21 protein-coding genes and 4 pseudogenes are annotated in these 16304 nt (G+C 68.7%); 15 read left to right on the top strand and 10 right to left on the bottom strand.

Annotated elements, in window-relative coordinates; genetic code table 11:
- On the top strand, nucleotides 1-315 hold a 315-nt coding region (locus tag AB0C20_RS20355; RefSeq protein ID WP_357255111.1), incomplete at its 5' end, for a hypothetical protein.
- A 161-nt stretch (nucleotides 316-476) separates the two neighbouring features.
- Here AB0C20_RS20355 and AB0C20_RS20350 read toward each other — a convergent pair.
- Complete coding sequence (locus AB0C20_RS20350; RefSeq protein ID WP_357255109.1) at nucleotides 477-1157, bottom strand: 4'-phosphopantetheinyl transferase superfamily protein; 681 nt, start codon at nucleotides 1155-1157, stop codon at nucleotides 477-479.
- Between the two features lie 183 nt (nucleotides 1158-1340).
- Between AB0C20_RS20350 and AB0C20_RS20345 the strand changes: the two genes are divergently transcribed.
- On the top strand, nucleotides 1341-2210 hold the full coding sequence (locus AB0C20_RS20345) for an alpha/beta fold hydrolase (protein ID WP_357255106.1): 870 nt from the start codon (nucleotides 1341-1343) through the stop codon (nucleotides 2208-2210).
- A gap of 54 nt (nucleotides 2211-2264) precedes the next feature.
- Nucleotides 2265-2621, top strand: coding sequence for a metalloregulator ArsR/SmtB family transcription factor (locus AB0C20_RS20340; protein WP_357255121.1), 357 nt, complete (start codon nucleotides 2265-2267; stop codon nucleotides 2619-2621).
- A 112-nt stretch (nucleotides 2622-2733) separates the two neighbouring features.
- On the opposite strand, the pseudogene AB0C20_RS20335 reads toward AB0C20_RS20340, so the two are convergent.
- Nucleotides 2734-2829 (bottom strand): annotated as a pseudogene (locus tag AB0C20_RS20335) (transcriptional regulator); the annotation flags it as partial.
- A 57-nt stretch (nucleotides 2830-2886) separates the two neighbouring features.
- On the opposite strand from AB0C20_RS20335, the pseudogene AB0C20_RS20330 reads away from it, so the two are divergent.
- Nucleotides 2887-3507 (top strand): annotated as a pseudogene (locus tag AB0C20_RS20330) (hypothetical protein); the annotation flags it as partial.
- A 124-nt stretch (nucleotides 3508-3631) separates the two neighbouring features.
- Here AB0C20_RS20330 and AB0C20_RS20325 read toward each other — a convergent pair.
- Together AB0C20_RS20325 and AB0C20_RS20320 are read right to left on the bottom strand one after the other, a co-directional pair.
- Complete coding sequence (locus tag AB0C20_RS20325) at nucleotides 3632-4276, bottom strand: cation transporter (RefSeq protein WP_357255104.1); 645 nt, start codon at nucleotides 4274-4276, stop codon at nucleotides 3632-3634.
- On the bottom strand, nucleotides 4273-4650 hold the full coding sequence (locus tag AB0C20_RS20320) for a metalloregulator ArsR/SmtB family transcription factor (protein WP_357255119.1): 378 nt from the start codon (nucleotides 4648-4650) through the stop codon (nucleotides 4273-4275). The genes AB0C20_RS20325 and AB0C20_RS20320 overlap by 4 nt, the downstream gene beginning before the upstream one ends.
- A 49-nt stretch (nucleotides 4651-4699) precedes the next feature.
- On the opposite strand from AB0C20_RS20320, the gene AB0C20_RS20315 reads away from it, so the two are divergent.
- The 7 genes and pseudogenes from AB0C20_RS20315 to AB0C20_RS20285 form a co-directional block, all read left to right on the top strand.
- Complete coding sequence (locus AB0C20_RS20315; protein ID WP_357255101.1) at nucleotides 4700-5104, top strand: MFS transporter; 405 nt, start codon at nucleotides 4700-4702, stop codon at nucleotides 5102-5104.
- Nucleotides 5014-5487 (top strand): MFS transporter, encoded by a 474-nt coding sequence (locus AB0C20_RS20310; RefSeq protein WP_357568529.1) that lies wholly within the window; start codon nucleotides 5014-5016, stop codon nucleotides 5485-5487. Before AB0C20_RS20315 ends, AB0C20_RS20310 begins: the two co-directional genes overlap by 91 nt.
- Before the next feature lies 1 nt (nucleotide 5488).
- Nucleotides 5489-6211: an AraC family transcriptional regulator gene (locus AB0C20_RS20305; protein WP_357568528.1), complete on the top strand. Its 723-nt coding sequence runs from the start codon at nucleotides 5489-5491 to the stop codon at nucleotides 6209-6211.
- A gap of 61 nt (nucleotides 6212-6272) precedes the next feature.
- Nucleotides 6273-6758 carry a hypothetical protein gene (locus AB0C20_RS20300; protein ID WP_357568527.1) on the top strand — a complete coding sequence of 162 codons (486 nt, stop codon included), beginning with the start codon at nucleotides 6273-6275 and terminating at the stop codon, nucleotides 6756-6758.
- Between the two features lie 9 nt (nucleotides 6759-6767).
- Nucleotides 6768-7175 carry a sterol desaturase family protein gene (locus tag AB0C20_RS20295; protein ID WP_357568526.1) on the top strand — a complete coding sequence of 136 codons (408 nt, stop codon included), beginning with the start codon at nucleotides 6768-6770 and terminating at the stop codon, nucleotides 7173-7175.
- Between the two features lie 144 nt (nucleotides 7176-7319).
- Nucleotides 7320-7631, top strand: a pseudogene (locus AB0C20_RS20290) (DUF3105 domain-containing protein); the annotation flags it as partial.
- Nucleotides 7632-7718: 87 nt separating this feature from the next.
- A pseudogene (locus tag AB0C20_RS20285) lies at nucleotides 7719-8153 on the top strand (DUF305 domain-containing protein); the annotation flags it as partial.
- Nucleotides 8154-8623: 470 nt separating this feature from the next.
- Here AB0C20_RS20285 and AB0C20_RS20280 read toward each other — a convergent pair.
- Entirely contained in the window at nucleotides 8624-9427 is an 804-nt protein-coding gene (locus AB0C20_RS20280; RefSeq protein WP_357568525.1) for a cytochrome c biogenesis CcdA family protein, read from the bottom strand.
- Nucleotides 9428-9702: 275 nt separating this feature from the next.
- Here AB0C20_RS20280 and AB0C20_RS20275 point away from each other — a divergent pair, with 275 nt between their 5' ends.
- Together AB0C20_RS20275 and AB0C20_RS20270 are read left to right on the top strand one after the other, a co-directional pair.
- A complete protein-coding gene (locus AB0C20_RS20275; protein WP_357568524.1) occupies nucleotides 9703-10365 on the top strand; it encodes a thioredoxin domain-containing protein in 663 nt (220 codons plus the stop codon).
- On the top strand, nucleotides 10362-11000 hold the full coding sequence (locus AB0C20_RS20270) for a vitamin K epoxide reductase family protein (RefSeq protein WP_357568523.1): 639 nt from the start codon (nucleotides 10362-10364) through the stop codon (nucleotides 10998-11000). Before AB0C20_RS20275 ends, AB0C20_RS20270 begins: the two co-directional genes overlap by 4 nt.
- Nucleotides 11001-11076: 76 nt before the next feature.
- On the opposite strand, the gene AB0C20_RS20265 is transcribed toward AB0C20_RS20270, so the two are convergent.
- Complete coding sequence (locus AB0C20_RS20265) at nucleotides 11077-11793, bottom strand: cation transporter (protein WP_357568522.1); 717 nt, start codon at nucleotides 11791-11793, stop codon at nucleotides 11077-11079.
- Nucleotides 11793-12137 carry a metalloregulator ArsR/SmtB family transcription factor gene (locus AB0C20_RS20260; protein WP_357568521.1) on the bottom strand — a complete coding sequence of 115 codons (345 nt, stop codon included), beginning with the start codon at nucleotides 12135-12137 and terminating at the stop codon, nucleotides 11793-11795. The genes AB0C20_RS20265 and AB0C20_RS20260 overlap by 1 nt, the downstream gene beginning before the upstream one ends.
- A 155-nt stretch (nucleotides 12138-12292) precedes the next feature.
- Here AB0C20_RS20260 and AB0C20_RS20255 point away from each other — a divergent pair, with 155 nt between their 5' ends.
- Nucleotides 12293-13213, top strand: coding sequence for a cation diffusion facilitator family transporter (locus AB0C20_RS20255; protein WP_357568520.1), 921 nt, complete (start codon nucleotides 12293-12295; stop codon nucleotides 13211-13213).
- A gap of 90 nt (nucleotides 13214-13303) precedes the next feature.
- Nucleotides 13304-14836, top strand: a complete 1533-nt coding sequence (locus AB0C20_RS20250) for a DHA2 family efflux MFS transporter permease subunit (protein ID WP_357568519.1) — start codon at nucleotides 13304-13306, stop codon at nucleotides 14834-14836.
- Between the two features lie 210 nt (nucleotides 14837-15046).
- On the opposite strand, the gene AB0C20_RS20245 is transcribed toward AB0C20_RS20250, so the two are convergent.
- The 3 genes from AB0C20_RS20245 to AB0C20_RS20235 all read right to left on the bottom strand — a co-directional run bounded on the left by AB0C20_RS20245 (nucleotide 15047) and on the right by AB0C20_RS20235 (nucleotide 16297).
- Entirely contained in the window at nucleotides 15047-15391 is a 345-nt protein-coding gene (locus AB0C20_RS20245) for a YnfA family protein (protein WP_357568518.1), read from the bottom strand.
- A gap of 301 nt (nucleotides 15392-15692) precedes the next feature.
- Complete coding sequence (locus tag AB0C20_RS20240; RefSeq protein ID WP_357568517.1) at nucleotides 15693-16007, bottom strand: thioredoxin family protein; 315 nt, start codon at nucleotides 16005-16007, stop codon at nucleotides 15693-15695.
- Between the two features lie 107 nt (nucleotides 16008-16114).
- Entirely contained in the window at nucleotides 16115-16297 is a 183-nt protein-coding gene (locus tag AB0C20_RS20235; RefSeq protein ID WP_357568516.1) for a hypothetical protein, read from the bottom strand.
- Nucleotides 16298-16304 lie beyond the last annotated feature (7 nt).

The following is a 16304-nucleotide window of genomic DNA, read 5'->3' as shown; positions in this document are numbered from 1 at the left end:
TTGTTCGTCAACGGGGCTCGGGTTGATTGGGCCGCGTTGTTCGCCGGGTCGGGTGCCGGTCGGGTGGAGTTGCCCACCTATGCGTTCCAGAGGGAACAGTATTGGCTGCCGTCACGCACGTCGTCCCCACCGGCGGATCCCCGCAGGCATCGCCCGGGCACGCGTTCGCAGTTCTGGCAAGCAGTAGAACGCGAGGATCTCGATTACCTTTCCGTCGCCCTCGGCCTCAACAGCGACGCCGCCCGAGCTTTGCTGAAGGAGTTACTCCCCGTACCTGCGTCACGAAAGCCCAAGGTTGTTGCGGAACAGACATGATCACCATGGCGATCACCTGTGCTCTCGAAGACTGCCACCGGTGGACAGGTAACGGCAATCGCCCGGCTCAGCTGGCACATCAGGGTTTTGCATGGCCCCGGCCGCACGGTGCCGGCTCGCAACAACCGAGAACTCGCGCTGGGAGTCCAAGACATCCGACTTCACGTTGGCAAATCACTACTATCAGTAGTTAGTGCAATGACGGTCAGAATGAGCCCTTCGTGGACAAGCCATCGGCCTGCGAAATGGTCCAGTTGCCGACCGTTCACCACTGGACCGGGCACGAGCAGGCGGGCGTTGAAGGTGCCGCTGTACGCACCCATAGCGATGGACACATCCTCGAAGTCCAGCCACTGTCGAGTCAGCGGAAACCACGCCTTGAAAACTGCTTCCTTCATGCAGAATAGCAACCGATCCCACCACACGTGCGGGACCACCCGGCTTAGGTGGGAGACTTGGTCGCGCTCCTCGTCAATGGCAATCGCGTTGATCAAACCAGCCGGCAATGCTTCGTGGGGCTCGGCGTCGATGCCGATCGAGGCGACAGCCGCCGCCGAGGCAACCGCCGCTGCGCGATACCCAACACAGTGCGTCATGCTGCCGACGATCCCATCCGGCCAAATCGGTGCCCCCCGTAGACCTGGCAGTATCGGGACCGGTGCGACACCCAGCGTCGCCAAGGCTCGGCGAGCGCAAACACGGACCGTGGCGAACTCACGCCGGCGCTCGTCCAGCGCGTTGGTCAGTAGTGCCTGCTCTTCGGCAAACAACATCGACTCGGTGGGGTCACTAAACGCCTCAGCCGCAGCGACAGCCGCAGGCAGCGGAATTTTTGCAATCAAGTCGGCTCCCTGCCGGGGTAGCGATCCGGTAAGTCGTGCGCCAGTTTTCTTGGTAGCTCGGCTCACGTCGATAGCCGGCAGAAACTCGGCCCTAGCGTACCCCGGCGGCGATGGGGGCATACCGCTGCTCCATCGACTGATGCCACTCAGCACCAGGCCTGAACGGGCTCGGGCGTACCAGGCGTGGGCCTTGACACGAACCGCAAGCAACGGCGACCGGCGCTGACGCCACAACGAGAGGAGATTTCTGTGCAGATACCGGAGAGAAGAGCAGGCCAATGGATCCGACGCCTCAACGGCGACCGGGACCGCCCGAGCCGACTAGTGTGCCTCCCGCACGCTGGCGGGTCCGCATCCTTCTTCCTACCCCTGGCGTCCACGCTGTCAAGCGACGTTGAAGTGCTCGGGGTGCAGTACCCGGGACGACAGGACCGCCGCCTTGAACCGATGATCGACAGCATCGCGGACCTGGCCGACAAGGTTACCGAAGCACTCGACGGCTGGACCGACCGCCCAACGACGCTGCTAGGGCACAGTATGGGTGCCACAATCGCGTTCGAGGTGGCACGACGCCTTGAGCAGCGGCTCGACAACTCGGTGGTAGGCCTCATCGCGTCCGGGCGTAGGGCGCCTTCAATCCAGCGGGGCGAGGACAATGTGCACCTACGCGATGATGACGGATTGATCGCGGAAATCCGGACGCTGAACGGAACACACGGCACGCTACTCGAGGATGAAGAGCTGCTTCGCATGATTTTGCCTGTCGTGCGCAACGACTACAAGGCAATCGAAACCTACCTTTTCAGGCCTGGACCTAGGTTGCGCACACCCATCGCGGTACTTCTGGGGGACGCCGACCCCATAGTCACCATCGAAGAAGCGCAGGCGTGGCGCGAGCAAACAGAAGCAGGATTCGGGCTGCAGACATTTCCCGGCGGCCACTTCTACCTCAGCAACGACATTGAGAACGTCGGCGGTGTCATCGCGGCACACATCGCCGCATTCGCGGCGGGACACTTAACTGCCTCACTGGACCGTCCGGCCCGTACGTAGGACAGCCCCCAAGTTGGGCCCATACCCTGACAGCGGTATCATCGGGATGTGGCGATACGAGCAGTTAAGCCTGCGGACGCTGCGAACCGGGCCGCCCTCGCACCCGCGGCCGCGCTGTTTCGCGGCCTGGCGGACCCCACGCGGCTGGCAATCGCGGTGCGGTTGGCTGAGGGGGAGGCCCGCGTTGTCGACCTAAGCGGCGAGCTAGGGCTGGCCCAGTCGACCGTGTCAGCCCACCTTAGCTGTCTACGCGAGTGCGGGCTGGTTGACTACCGACCCCAAGGCCGCGCTTCTCTGTACTTCCTCACGCGGCCGGAGCTACTGGACCTGTTCGCCGCCGCTGAACAGTTGCTCGCCATGACCGGTGAAGCGGTTGTTCTCTGCCCCAGTTACGGAACCGGCCGCGGCTAGCGAGTAGCCGCGCTCGACGCGGAGATCCAAGCTTTGCCTGGGTGAGGATCATCAGGCCGGCGTCGGGTGGCAGTGCTGGCCGCGTCTATCGACATCGCCCTCGGGTGACCGCTCACGCATCGAGGAGGTTTCCGAGGGCGTGCGCGAGGCGCACATCAGCCAGTTCGTAGCGGCTACGCCGGCCCTCTGGCACCGCGACGACGAGGCCGCGGGCACGCCAGTCGCCACCGACACCGCCACGTCCGTCGGTGTCCTCGCCGCCGCCGCGGTCATCGCGCTGACCGGCTTCACCCGCGCCGACGCGATGGCGTCCCTGCTCATCGGCCTCGTCATCGCCCCCCGCGCGCTGCGGCTGCTGCGCGACGCGGTCAACATCCTGCTCGAAGCCGCCCCCGCCGAGGCCGACCTCGAACAGATCCGCCAGCACATCACCGACGTCGACTACGTCGTTGGCGTGCACGACCTGCACGTGCACACCGTCACCTCAGGACTGCCCGTCCTCACCGCGCACGTCGTGGTCGACGACTCCTGCTTCTACGACGGCCACGCCCCCCAACTGCTCGATGCCCTGCAAACCTGCCTGGCCCGGGCATTTCTACGTCGAGCACTCCACGTTCCAGGTTGCGCCGGCACGCCAAGCCGATCACGAACACCCCACTCACCCCTGAACAGCCATCGTTCTATCGGCCCCTTAGGCCGGCGGCCTCATGAGCGTAGGACAGCAGGAATAGCTCAGCGGTGGCATCGTCCGCGAGCAGGAGACCAACGCGTGAGTGTCCCTGGTCAGGGTCGCCCTGCCCGCCAGTGCCCGGACGGGTCTGGCGGCTCATGGTCGTGCTGGAGCTGGCACGTCCCGGGAGTAGGACCGCCAGCACCGCGCCCATAGACGGGGTGAGCGCCGATCCGCTACCGAGTCCGGTGATCGCGCACCGGACGGCGGCGAAGCCGAATCCGCTGGCGGTGTCTGTCGTCGAGCCGATCGCCAGTCCCGTGGGCGCGATCAGTCGACCTCAGTCATCGTCATCGTCATCTTCGACGAGTTCGCCTTCCCAGGCTTCTTTGCCTTCCCAGACGGCGAACGCAGCGATGACGAACCCGGCGACCGGGTCGAGCCAGGTCCAGCCCACGAGGGCGAAGGCGAGCAGGCCGGCGAAGGTGGATACGGACAGCCAGGCGCATAGCTTGGTTTCGGCGGCGTCGGCGATGACGAGGCGGGAGTTCATCTGCTGCCCGGCTTTGCGTTTGGCGCGGGCCAGCCACGGCATGATGATGATCGAGGCGCCGGTGAGCACGATCCCGACGATGCTGGTGTTGGGCTTCTCCCCGACGGCAAGGTCGCGGATGCCTTCGACGGTGACGTAGATGGCGAGGGCGAAGAAGGTGAGGGCGATGAATTTCAGCGCCCGGCGTTCCTTGACCGGGTCGGGTTCGCCGCCGCGGATCTCCGCGACGAGGCGGGTGAGCACGATCGCGGCGGCGGCGACCTCGATGCCGGAGTCGATTCCGAAGCCGATGAGGGAGACGGCGGATGCGGCGAGGCCGGCGGCGACGGCGATGACACCTTCGACGAGGTTGTAGCCGATGGTGAACTGGGCGTAGCGGACCGCGCGGCGGGCGGCCGATCCGGTGACGTCGGGCAGCGCTTCGGCGCTCATCGCGGGTCCTCCAGAGTGGTCGGTTCGTCGGTGCAGCCGTAGGTGGGGCACAGCGCGACGGTCTGCCCGGCCGCGGCGAGCAGCTGTTCGGCAGCGGTGAGTAGATCCATCAGTTCGGGCCGGGTCAGGGCGTAAAACATCTGCCGGCCTTCCGGTCGGCCGGTCACCAAGCCGCAGTCGCGTAGGCACGCCAGGTGCGCCGAGACTGTCGACTGGGCCATGCCCAGCTGGCCGGTCAGGTCGACGACCCGGGACTCGCCGCCGCTGAGCAGTCGTAGGATCGCCAGCCGGGTCGGATCGGCCAGCCCGCGGAATAACGCCGCTGCCGGGGCCAGGTCGGTGCCGGCGCGGTCGGACGCCACTCCACTATTCATCGCCACAGCGCGATGATAACGTGCCGGTCAGATTCATCGTCAAGCGCCGGTGACATCCGTCACGAACGATGAGACTTGGAGGGTTTGGTTATGGCAGGAGCAAAACGACGACGGTGGGGGCTGGCCGCACTGGTTCTGGCGGTGCTTACCGTGGCCTGGATTTACGATCCACAATGTCGCACTGCCGTCGATCGCCGCCGACCTCGACGCGGGCACGAGTGACCTGCAGGGGATCGTCAATGCCTATACCCTCGTGTTCGCCGGGCTGATGCTGCCCGCCGGGACGTTCGGTGACCGGTGGGGCCGCAAACGGCTGCTGCTGGCCGGCCTTGCCCTGTTGGGCGCCGCGTCGCTAGTCGCCGGGTGGGCCACTTCGCCGGCCCCGTCATTGCGGTCCGCGCCGTTATGGCTGTCGGTGCGGCAATCATCATGCCGATCGTCCTGGCTGTGCTGACCGTGCGGTTCACCGGTCCGGAGCGGAGCCGGGCGATCTGCCTGGTCGTCATCGGTATCGGCGCCGGGCTGCCGCTCGGCCCGATCGTCGGCGGCCACCTGCTCGAACACTTCTGGTGGGCCTTTATCTTCCTGATCAACGTCCCGGTCGCCGCCGCCATGCCGGCGGCGTCTGCGGCGGCGGGCAGGCCGCTGGTGTCTATGCGGGCGCGGTACCCGGCGGACAACAGACTGCCGAGTAGGGCGACGCCGAGTGCCCCGGCTACCTGGCGCAGCGCCATGGTGATCGCAATGCCGGCTCCCGACGGATGCGGCGGCAGGACCGCGAGGCGGCCCGGCCGGAACGCTGAGCAGGACCAGGCCAGCGCGCACGCCGAACACTGACATGACCGGCGTACCACACGCCGCCGGTAACGCCGACACAGGTTGGTCCGGGACGCTACTGCTCAAGCCGGGCCTGCTGGCCTTCACCGGCCGGATCGGCGCCGCCGCCGCGCACACCCACGCCTGTCTGCAGATCCTCGCCGTCACCGCTGGCGTAGTGCACGTCCACGACCGGCACGGCGACAGCAGTCGCATCGCCCCGACCGCGGTCATCCCCGCGGGGACCACCCACACCATCACCGCCGACCCAGCCGCCAAAGGGCTCATCGCCTACCTCGACCCGGCCAGCCCGGCGGCTCGCACCGCCCTCAACCGCATCGCCGGAGCCGGACCATCAGACCGCGTCGCTACCTGGACCGGTGTCGGCATCGGCGGCGCGGGGCCGGACGCGCCACCGCTGCACCTGGCGCTCCGCCGAGCCATGGACATCGGTCGCCATCATGCTGACGGCCCGCCCGACCTCGTCGCCTTAGCCGAGGCGATCGGGTTGTCCGCCAGCCGCCTCGGGCACTTGTTCCACGACCAGCTCGGCCTGCCGTACCCGCTCTGGCGCCGTTGGACCCGGCTGCGGCACGCCATCGACCACGTCCGAAACGGCGCCACGCTAACCGATGCAGCGCACGCCGTCGGGTTCGCCGACAGCGCCCACCTCACCCGCACCTGCCGCGCCATGTTCGGTATCACCCCCACCGAAGCGCTCCGAGCGACCGGCTGGCGTACCTGAGCGACGATCGCAGCGGATCCGTTCAAGCCGACCCGCCGCCATTGCCACCACGCTCAAAGACGTGTCCACGATCCTCACCGGCGCGGTCCGCTACGGATACGCGCCGCTCATGCTCATCGGCGTCAACGGCGCCGGCATCGCCTCGGCCGCCGCCGGCGCGTCAAAACTGTGGCTACTCGCGCTGCTGGGCGCCGCGATCGGCCTCTCCTTCACCGCCGAAGCGGCCGTGCCGTACCGCACCGATTGGAACACCGGCACTGACGTGGGCCGTGACGCCACCCACAGCGCCGTCAACGAAACCCTCATCCTCACCAGCGTCGCCGCCATCCCCGCCCTCGCCGCGCTCATCCCCGGCAACGGCGCCTGGCCACACCACTGGCCGTTGCCCGCCGAAGTCGTCCTCGCCGTCATCATCGCCGACGCCGGCATCACGCTCGTGCACTACGCCAGCCACAAGATCGGCGCATTGTGGCGCTTCCACGCCGTGCACCACTCGGTCAAGCGCATGTACGGCCTCAACGGCCTGATGAAGCACCCCCTGCACTAGACCGTCGAAATGACCGCCGGCGTACTCCCGCTGCTGCTGCTCGGCCTACCCGTCACCGTTGCCGCCGTACTCGCCCTCACCGTCGCGGTACAGCTGCTGCTGCAACACTCCAACGCCGACTACCGCATCGGACCTATCGGCCGCGTCCTCGCCCTCAACCAAGGCCACCGCTTCCACCACCTCAAATGGGCCGGCATCGGCGACGTCAACTTCGGCCTCTTCACCCTCATCTGGGACCATCTCCTGCGCACCTACAGCTTCGATCCCAGCCGGACGTTTACCAGCGACGACCTCGGCATGGCGGCCAAACCCAACTACCCGACCGGCTACCTCACCCAGCTCACCGAACCGTTCCGGCCCTCAGGTGCCTGCGCGACGACGCCGGCTGTGCAAGCGACAGCTTCCAGCTCGTCGTAGACCCGCACTGTCGCGACGCCGGGTTCCGAGATCGCAGCCAATCCGGTTCCGCCGGGGTATGTAGAACTAACGATGTCTCCGAGCCGGCATTCCGGACGTTGTGCCTGGTGAGGAGAGGGCTGTCATGACGCGAACAGCACGGAACACGGCGCGGTGTGGATCACCTACCGGCCCGGCCTTCCCGCCGAGCAGGTGCAGCGCCCCGCCGAACGGGTCCGCGGCATCGACTACATGATGCTCAGCCCTCACGACGCGCTCGACGCGCCGTTCTCATTGCAGGCGTGGGGTTACCGCCTCACTGTCACCTCCGCCGACGACGAGCAGATCGACGAGTTCATCCTTTCCGCTCGACTCAACGCCGGGCCGGAGCAGGGCGCGACCTGCTCCGGTGGGATCACCGCCACCGGCACCACGCCCCGCGAACTGCCCCAGCAGGGCCAGCAGCAGCAGCGATGAGCAACCCTCAGACGCCCCCACCCTCACCACGCCCGTGGTGGCCGCTCGCCGGCGCGGCCCCCCGTCGTGTTCGCCCCGGGACTGGCGATGGGGCTGCTCGCCCCGATCGGAAGAACACCAGGCGACGCGTCCGCCGACGCCGGGTTCGCCCGAGACGTGGCGACGCGCCACGCCCAGGCGGTGGAAATGGCGATGATCGTGCACTCCCGCACCGACGATCCCGAGGTCGCCACCCTTGCCATGGACATCGCCCTGACCCAGCAGTCGCAGATCGGCATCATGCGGACCTGGTTGACCCAGTGGGGGCTGCCACCGACCGGCAGCCAACCGGCTATGACCTGGATGTGCGACATGCAGGGCATGGACCACGGGGACCGGCAGCCGGCCCCGATGGCGAGCATGCCGGGCCCGGCCAACAAGACCGAGATCAGCCAGCTACGCGAGAGCACCGGCCGGAACCTGGACGTCAGTTTCGCCGACCTGATGGCCCGCCACCACCCTGGCGGCATCACCATGGTCGACGCGATCCTCTCCGCCAACCCCGTCCAGAGGTATGGGACCTGGCAACACGGATGCGCGCCGGCCAACAGGCCGAGATCGCCGCCCTGGAAACGGTGCGCAACCGGCTGCACGCCAGCACCCCCACCGATGCGTCCACCGCCTGACGTGCCGGGCGGACGCACGGTCGCGCCGCCAGCAACGGCCCGACCGGCGTCCCTGCGTCGGGACACACCCACGCCGCGTCCTGACCGCACGAGCGAACGCCTCGGGGAAGTGCGCTGGCGCTGCCGCGACGCGAGCCCGCTCGACCAGGCGCGCCTGTGCGGGCCGGCCGTGCTGGCGAAACCGGTCGTCGCAGGGTCGGGCCACGGACACCTGCAAACACGAGGCAGGACCCCCGGGCAGCGCACCAGCATGGCCTTCGCCGCGCTGGTCGGCCCGCGTCACCGCCGACAGCGTCGACCCCGGCGGCGCGTCGCGCGGGTGCCGGGTCAGATGCCGATCTGCCCTGGCCCGACCGTGCTCCGCAGCCAGATCATCAGGTCAGTCCACGCTCCGGTGAACAGCGCGAGCCCAATCGCGACGAGCAGCGCCCCGCCGACGCGGGTGACCCACCGATGGTGGCGGCGCACGAAGCGGGTGAGGGTCAGCGCGCGGCGCAGACCCAGGCCGACGAGCAGGAGCGGCAGGCCCAGACCGGTGCAGTAGGCCAGCGCGAGAACGGTGGCCCGGGCGGTGGTGGATTCCACTGCGGCGAGGCCGAGCACCGCACCGAGGGTGGGGGACACACACGGCGTCCAGGACAAGCCGAACGTGGCGCCGAGCACGGGCGCGCTCGCCAGCCCGGCCGAGGGCAGCCGGGTGGCGCGGACCTGCCGTTGCAACAACGGGAACGCCCCGAGGTGCCCGACGCCGAGCAGCACGGTCAGCGCTCCCGCGGCGATCTCGATGATGCGGGCGTTGGTCACCAGGGCCCGGCCGGCGGCATTGAACGCCACGGCAACGGTCACGAATACGACGGCGAAGCCAGCAATGAACCCGAGCGTCCCAGCCACGACCCGGCCACGGGCGCGCCGCCGGGTCGCAACGGCACCGGCGCCGCTGTCCGGGTGCGGGGCCGGTTGCGCCGGGGCATCCAGATCGGCGCCGGCCAGGCCGGTGACGTAGGACAGGTAGCCCGGAACCAGCGGCAGGACACACGGCGACAGGAAACTCACCAGGCCCGCCGCGGCCGCGACGGCCATCGCGGCCAGCAAAGGCCCGGACGCGGCGATGGACGCGAACTGTTCGCCCACGTCACCGTGCTCCGGTGGTCGTGCTCGCCATGACGGTCTGGTCGACCAGAATTAGCATGCCGCCCTCCCTTAGGTCCTACTCGGCGTGGACCGGACCGATCGTCTCACTTCGCTACTACCCGCCGTAGTATCGGGTCCGTCCATCCACGGGGCTTCCAGTCTCAGGAAACTGACAGCAAGTCGGTACAGCCGTCTCTGTATCGTCCGGTTTGGATTCGGCCAGTGGTAGGCGGCGGGCTGATCACGTTGTTGACGCGGCGAACGAGGGACGGAAAATGACGAGGAACACTCGCTTGAGTTTGGCGTTGATCGCGGTGGTGGTGCTCGCGGTCGGCGGCCTGCTGGCCGTCAACCGTCCCGACCAGCCGCCGGCTGCGACCACCGACGCTGGCACCATCGAGTCGACGGTGCTGGTGCGCGAGGACAGCCATCGGCTGTCCACCGCGGCGGACGGCAAGGTGACTCTGGTGGAGTTCCTCGACTTCGAGTGCGAGTCCTGTGCCGCGGCGTACCCGGCGGTCAAGCAGATCCTCGCCACTTATCAGGACCGCATCACCTTCGTGGTCCGGTACTTCCCGATCCCGAGCCACCCCAACGCCGATCTGGCCGCCCGCGCCGCTCAGGCCGCCGCGAACCAGGGCCGCTTCTCCGACATGTACGTCCACCTGTTCGAGAATCAGACCAGTTGGAGTCACAAGGAGCAGGCGCAGACGGAGGTGTTCCTCGGCTATGCGCGCGCCCTGGGCCTGGACATGGCGCGCTTCCAGCGTGATCTCGACGACCCCGCCACTGCCGCGCGGATTGCCAAGGACAAGGCCGACGGCGCGGCGGCCGGGGTGCAGGGCACCCCGACGTTCTTCCTCAACGGCCGGCAACTGACCGACCTGCGCGGCCAGGACGACCTTGTTGCCGCCATCGACGCCGCGCTGGCCGAATGAGCGCCGTCACTGTCGACACGTACAGCGAGCGGGCCTCGCTCGAACAGGGTTTCCTGTCTCGGGCCACCGCCTGGATCTGCGCCGTCGGTGGTGTTGTCGGGATGCTCGCCGCCGCAGTCCTCATCGTCGAGAAAATCCGCCTGCTCGCCGATCCCGACTACGTGCCGAGCTGCAGCATCAACCCCATCTTGTCCTGCGGCTCGGTCATGACCACGCCCCAGGCCGAGGCCTTCGGCATTCCCAACCCCCTGATCGGCATCGCGGGGTTCGCCGCGCTCACCACGATCGGCTTCGTCCTGCTGGCCGGGGTGCGACTGCCCGGCTGGTTCTGGCTGGGACTACAGGCCGGCGCTACGTTCGGCCTGATCTTCGTGCACTGGCTGATCTACCAGAGCCTCTACGTCATCGGCGCTCTCTGCCCGTACTGCATGCTGGTCTGGGCCGTCACCATCCCGATCTTCCTCTACGTCACCCTGCGCACCCTGCGCGATCACGGCGGTGCGCTTCCCGGGTCCGTGCAGCGGATCGCCGCCGCGGCTGCCAGCTACCACAGCCTCATCCTCACCGCCTGGCACGCGGTGATCCTGCTCGCGATTCTGCACCGGTTCTGGGATTACTGGATCACCCTCGTCTAACCGCCCGCTGCTTTCCGGCTTGCCGCAGGGAAGCTGCGCTGAGTCGAAGGATGCTCCCGCGCCCGCAGCACCCCGGTCAGCGGCTGTCGGTGGTGCAGCACCCGTCGTTGCAGCCGTTGGCGTCGTCGCCGTTGGCGGGGGAGCGCAGGGCGGCACCGGGGGCGCAGCAGGTGTCGCCGCGCCAGGCTTCGCGGCCTTCCTTGACCGCGACCGCGGCGATGACCAACGCGGCGGCGGGGTCGGCCCACCACCAGCCGAACAGCGAGTTGACCGCCAAACCAATCAGCAGCACCGCCGAGAGGTACGTGCACAGCAGGGTCTGCTTGGAGTCCGCGACGGCTGAGGCCGACCCGAGTTCGCGTCCCGCGCGGCGTTGTGCGGCCGACAGGACCGGCATCACCGCCAGGGACACCGCGGCCAGGACCAGGCCGATCGTGGAGTGCTCCGCGCGGTCGGCGCCGACGAGCGCGCGCACCGACTCGACGGACACGTATGCGGCGAGGGCGAAGAACGACAGCGCGATGATCCGCAGCGCGGTGCGTTCCCGGCGTTCGTGGTCGGTGCCGGAGAACTGCCAGGCAACGGCGGCGGCGGAGGCCACCTCGATGACGGAGTCGAGGCCGAACCCGATCAGCGCGGTCGAGGAGGCCATCCTGCCGGCGGTGATGGCGATGACCGCCTCGACGATGTTGTAGGTGATGGTCGCGGCGACGAACAGGCGTACCCGCCGGATCAGGGTCGAACGGCGGGCCGGTGACGGGCCGACCGACATCAGCGGCAGTGGCGCGTTCATCAGCAGCACCCCTCGGATTCGGCGGCGGGGCAGGCGGCCGGATCGACGGCCAGGACCAGGCCGAGCAGGTCCCCGAGGGCGTGCGCGAGGCGCGCGTCAGCCAGTTCGTAGCGGCTGCGGCGGCCCTCTGGCACCGCGACGACCAGGCCGCAGCCCCGCAGGCACGCCAGGTGGTTGGACAGGTTCTGCCGACTCGTGGACAGCAGGTCGGCGAGTTCTGCCGGATAGCCGGGCCCGTCGCGCAGCGCGAGCAGGAGCCGAGCGCGAACCGGGTCGGACAGGGCGTGACCGAAGCGGGCCAGGACCTGCCCATGCGTGAGCGTCTCCACTCCACGACTATACATCAGCGGGTGAATAAACAAAATGCTGAACTATTTGCTCGCGAGTCTTGACGACGCCCGATCGACTCATCTTAGTATGCGCATGTGAGCATGATTCTTGGGATGATCGACAGGTGCGGCGCTGGCGACACCGCGAACACGCTGCAGGAGGATCACTGATGGGGCACGACCACGGCCACAGCCACCAGGTGACGGCGACCGGGCAGCACCGCCGCGCCTTGGCCGGCGTGCTCATAGTGTCGGTGGTGATCTTCGCTGTCGAAGTCGTCGGCGCGGTCATCACCGGTAGCCTCGCGCTGCTCGCCGACGCCGGGCACGTCCTCGCTGACGCCAGCGGTGTCGCCCTCGCACTCGGCGCGGCCATGCTCGCCGCCCGCCCGGCGACCGGGCGGCGCACCTTCGGCTGGGCGCGGGCGGAGATCCTCGCCGCCGCCGTCAACGGCCTGATCCTGGCCGGGATGGGCGTCTACGTCTTCGTCGAAGGGATCCGGCGGCTCCTCGAACCCGTCGACGTGCAACCCGGTGGCATGGCCGTCTTCGCCGCGATCGGTCTCGTCGGCAACCTCGTCGGGGTGGCGTTGCTCTACCGGGCCCGCGACGCGAGCCTCAACATGCGCGGCGCGTTCCTCGAGGTCGCCACCGACACCGCCACCTCCGTCGGCGTCCTCGCCGCCGCCGCGGTCATCGCGCTGACCGGCTTCACCCGCGCCGACGCGATGGTGTCCCTACTCATCGGCCTCGTCATCGCCCCCCGCGCGCTGCGACTGCTGCGCGACGCGGTCAACATCCTGCTCGAAGCCGCCCCCGCCGAGGCCGACCTCGAACAGATCCGCCGACACATCACCGACGTCGACCACGTCGTTGGCGTGCACGACCTGCACGTCCACACCGTCACCTCAGGACTGCCCGTCCTCACCGCGCACGTCGTCGTCGACGACTCCTGCTTCCACGACGGCCACGCACCCCAACTACTCGACGCCCTGCAAACCTGCCTGGCCGGGCACTTCGACGTCGAACACAGCACCTTCCAACTCGAACCGGCCAGCCACGCCGACCACGAACACCCCACCCACCCCTAACCCACGGCAACACCGCACCGCCGACCGCCCAGACAGCGGCCGGCCGACCCTGCACGCCCTCAACCACCCTTAATCGAAGGGCAGCCACTCATGACCGCAACCAACGCGCGCCGACACCGCTGGGCCCTGGCCGGACTGACCGTCGCCGTCGTCGCCATCGGCTTCGACATCACCATCCTCAACGTCGCCCTACCCACCATCGCCACCGACCTCACCGCCGACACCAGCGCACTGCAATGGATGGTCAACGCCTACGTGCTGCTCTTCGCCGGCCTGCTGCTGCCCTTCGGCGCGCTCACCGACCGCTACGGCCGCCGCCGCGGCCTGCTCCTCGGCCTGGCCGTCTTCGCCGCAGCGTCCATCGCCGCCGCCTGGGCCGACACCGCCACCCAGGTCATCGCCGCCCGCGCCGGGCTCGGCGTCGGCGCCGCACTCATCATGCCGAGCACCCTCGCCTCCCTCACCGCCCTGTTCACCGGCGCCGACCGCGCCCGCGCGGTATCCGTGCTCGTCTCCGGCATGGGCGTCGGCATCCCGCTCGGCCCGATCATCGGCGGCTACCTCCTCGAGCACTTCTGGTGGGGCACTATCTTCCTGATCAACCTGCCCATCGTCGCCCTCGCCGCCATCACCGTCGCCGTGTTCCTGCCGGAGTCCCGCGACCCCAACCCGCCGCGCCCAGACCCCGCGGGTGCCGTCCTGTCCACCGCCGGGCTGGTCGTGTTCGTCTACGCCGTCATCGAAGCCCCAGAACAGGGCTGGACCGCGCCCACCGTCATCGTCGCGCTGATCGCCGCCGCGATGCTGCTCACCGGGTTCGCCTGGTGGGAACTGCGTAACCGGCAACCCATGATCGACCTGCGGCTGTTCCGCGACCGGCAATTCCGGTGGGGTTCCATCAACGCCACCCTCGCCAGCTTCGCCCTGTTCGGGCTGTTGTTCGTCGCACCCCAGCATCTGCAGTTCGTCCTCGGCTTCGACGCCCTCGACACCGGGTTGCGGCTGCTGCCCCTCATCGTCGGCCTCGTCACCGGCGCCGGCATCGCCACCCGCCTCACCACCCGCACAGGTCACCGCGCACCGATCGTCGCCGGGCTCGTCGCCACCACCGTCGGACTGCTCATCGGCGCATTGACCAACGCCGCCAGCAGCTACGGGTTCATCGCGACCTGGTATGCGATCGTCGGCTTGGGCATCGGCGCCATCCTCGCCCCGGCCATGGACGCGGTGCTGGCGGTGATGCCACCCGAACGCTCCGGCGCCGGCATCGCCATCACCATGACCATGCGCCAGACCGGCGGTGCTCTCGGCGTTGCCCTGCTCGGCAGCCTCTTGTCCGCCACCTACCGCGACCGCATCGACACCACCGGCCTTCCGGCGTCAGCCGTCGACGCCGCGACACATTCGATCGCCGGCACGATGGCCGTCGCGAGCAGTCTGGGCCTACCGGTGCTCGCCGACGCCGCGGGCCGCGCCTATGTCGACGCCATGGTTTACGTCCTTCTTGCCTGCGCCGTCGTGGCCGCGCTCGGTGCCGTCGCGGCCATGCTGTTCATGCCCGCTCGAGTAGGCGACGGCGCTACCGACTCCGTCGGGGTGGACTCGATCGCGGGCACCGGCTGATGTAGGTGTTGGTCCCGGTGGTGCGGGGCCGGAGCCCGTGCGCCAGTCGCTGACTTGACCAGTTCGAGCGCTAACATCCCGCGCTACACGCCTTCTCAACTTCAGGTTAATGACCTGCAATTTCCCTTCTCTGTCGCTCAAGAAAGGGGACATGCGGGCGTGGTGTGATGAACGCCTGCTGAAGATTTGCGGGGTCCGCTTCTGCCCTGATCACGAGCCACCCGCGGACCGGGGTGCGTACATGATCAGGGCGACGCCGATCAGGCAGATGCCGGCGCCGATGACGTCCCACCGGTCGGGCCGGAACTTGTCGACGATCACGCCCCAGGCGAGGGATCCGGCGACGAACACGCCGCCGTAGGCGGCGAGGATGCGCCCGAAGTTCGGGTCGGGTTGGAAAGTGGCGACGAATCCGTACGCGCCGAGGGCGATGACGCCAGCGGCGATCCACCACAGGCCGCGATGTTCCCGCCAGCCCTGCCAGACCAGCCACGCCCCGCCGATCTCGAACAGGGCGGCGACGACGAACAGCAGGATGGGGCGGACGACCGTCATCGGTGGACCGTACCGGGCTGCCGGTGGCCCGCGTTGCTGGTGATCCGGCCGAGCATCGGCAGCCGCTTGTGCCGACGCAGCCGCCGCAGTGGGAGCGACGGCTCACCCACCACCAGGCTCCACCGGGCAGGGTGGCGAGGGCGATAGCGATACCGGGCATAAACGGGCCGGCGGTGGTCCAGCCGTTGCCGAAAGGATCCCGGCGGCGAGCAGCAGCGGAATGGCGATTCGGCGGGTCGTTGCCGGCCGCAGCAGCCGCAGCGGCGTAGCCCGGTATCGGCGGCGGTATCTGCGGGGCGTGTCATGACGTCACCTTCTTGGTGAGGGCAGCTATCAGGTCGCTCACCTCGGGTACGCCGGCGAGCCCGGCCGGCGTGGAGTAGATCCGGCAGGTCAACGTCCCGGCGGACGCGGCGGTGTCGAACAGGTCGGTGCCGTCGACGGTGAAGGTGGGCGATCCGGCGAAGCCGACCACGGCAGCCTCGCCGTCCGTCTCTACCGCCGCGAACCTGATGGGAACGTCAGCCCGGCCGATCTCGTCCAGGGCTTGCCGCAGCCGCTGTCCCGCTGCTCGCCAGTTCGGGCAATCTGCGAAGTACCACACCGTCACCTGCACACGTGCGATCCTGCCCCTCGTCGGCCCGGCGCGGAAGCGGTCCGGGCCGGTCAACGGCCGGTGCGGAGAGCCGCGTCGTCACTGGGGGCGGCGCCGACGGCTCTCGACTAGACCGCCGCGGCGGTGATCGACAGCCCGAGTTGATCGGCGGCCAACACCGGTGGAAGCTGTGCGGCCAGAGCGCTAAGAGCGCCGTTGCGCGCCTCCAGCACCCAGCTGAGGCCGAGTTGGGCGAGGCGTTCCCGGAGCCCTTCTGCCGACCCCTGCCGCCGCCGTGAGCACCGCGCCAAGCACCGC

Source organism: Micromonospora sp. NPDC048843, from assembly GCF_040649965.1.
Classification (GTDB): Bacteria; Actinomycetota; Actinomycetes; order Mycobacteriales; family Micromonosporaceae; genus Micromonospora; species Micromonospora hortensis.
This window is presented reverse-complemented; position numbering and strand designations above follow the sequence as displayed.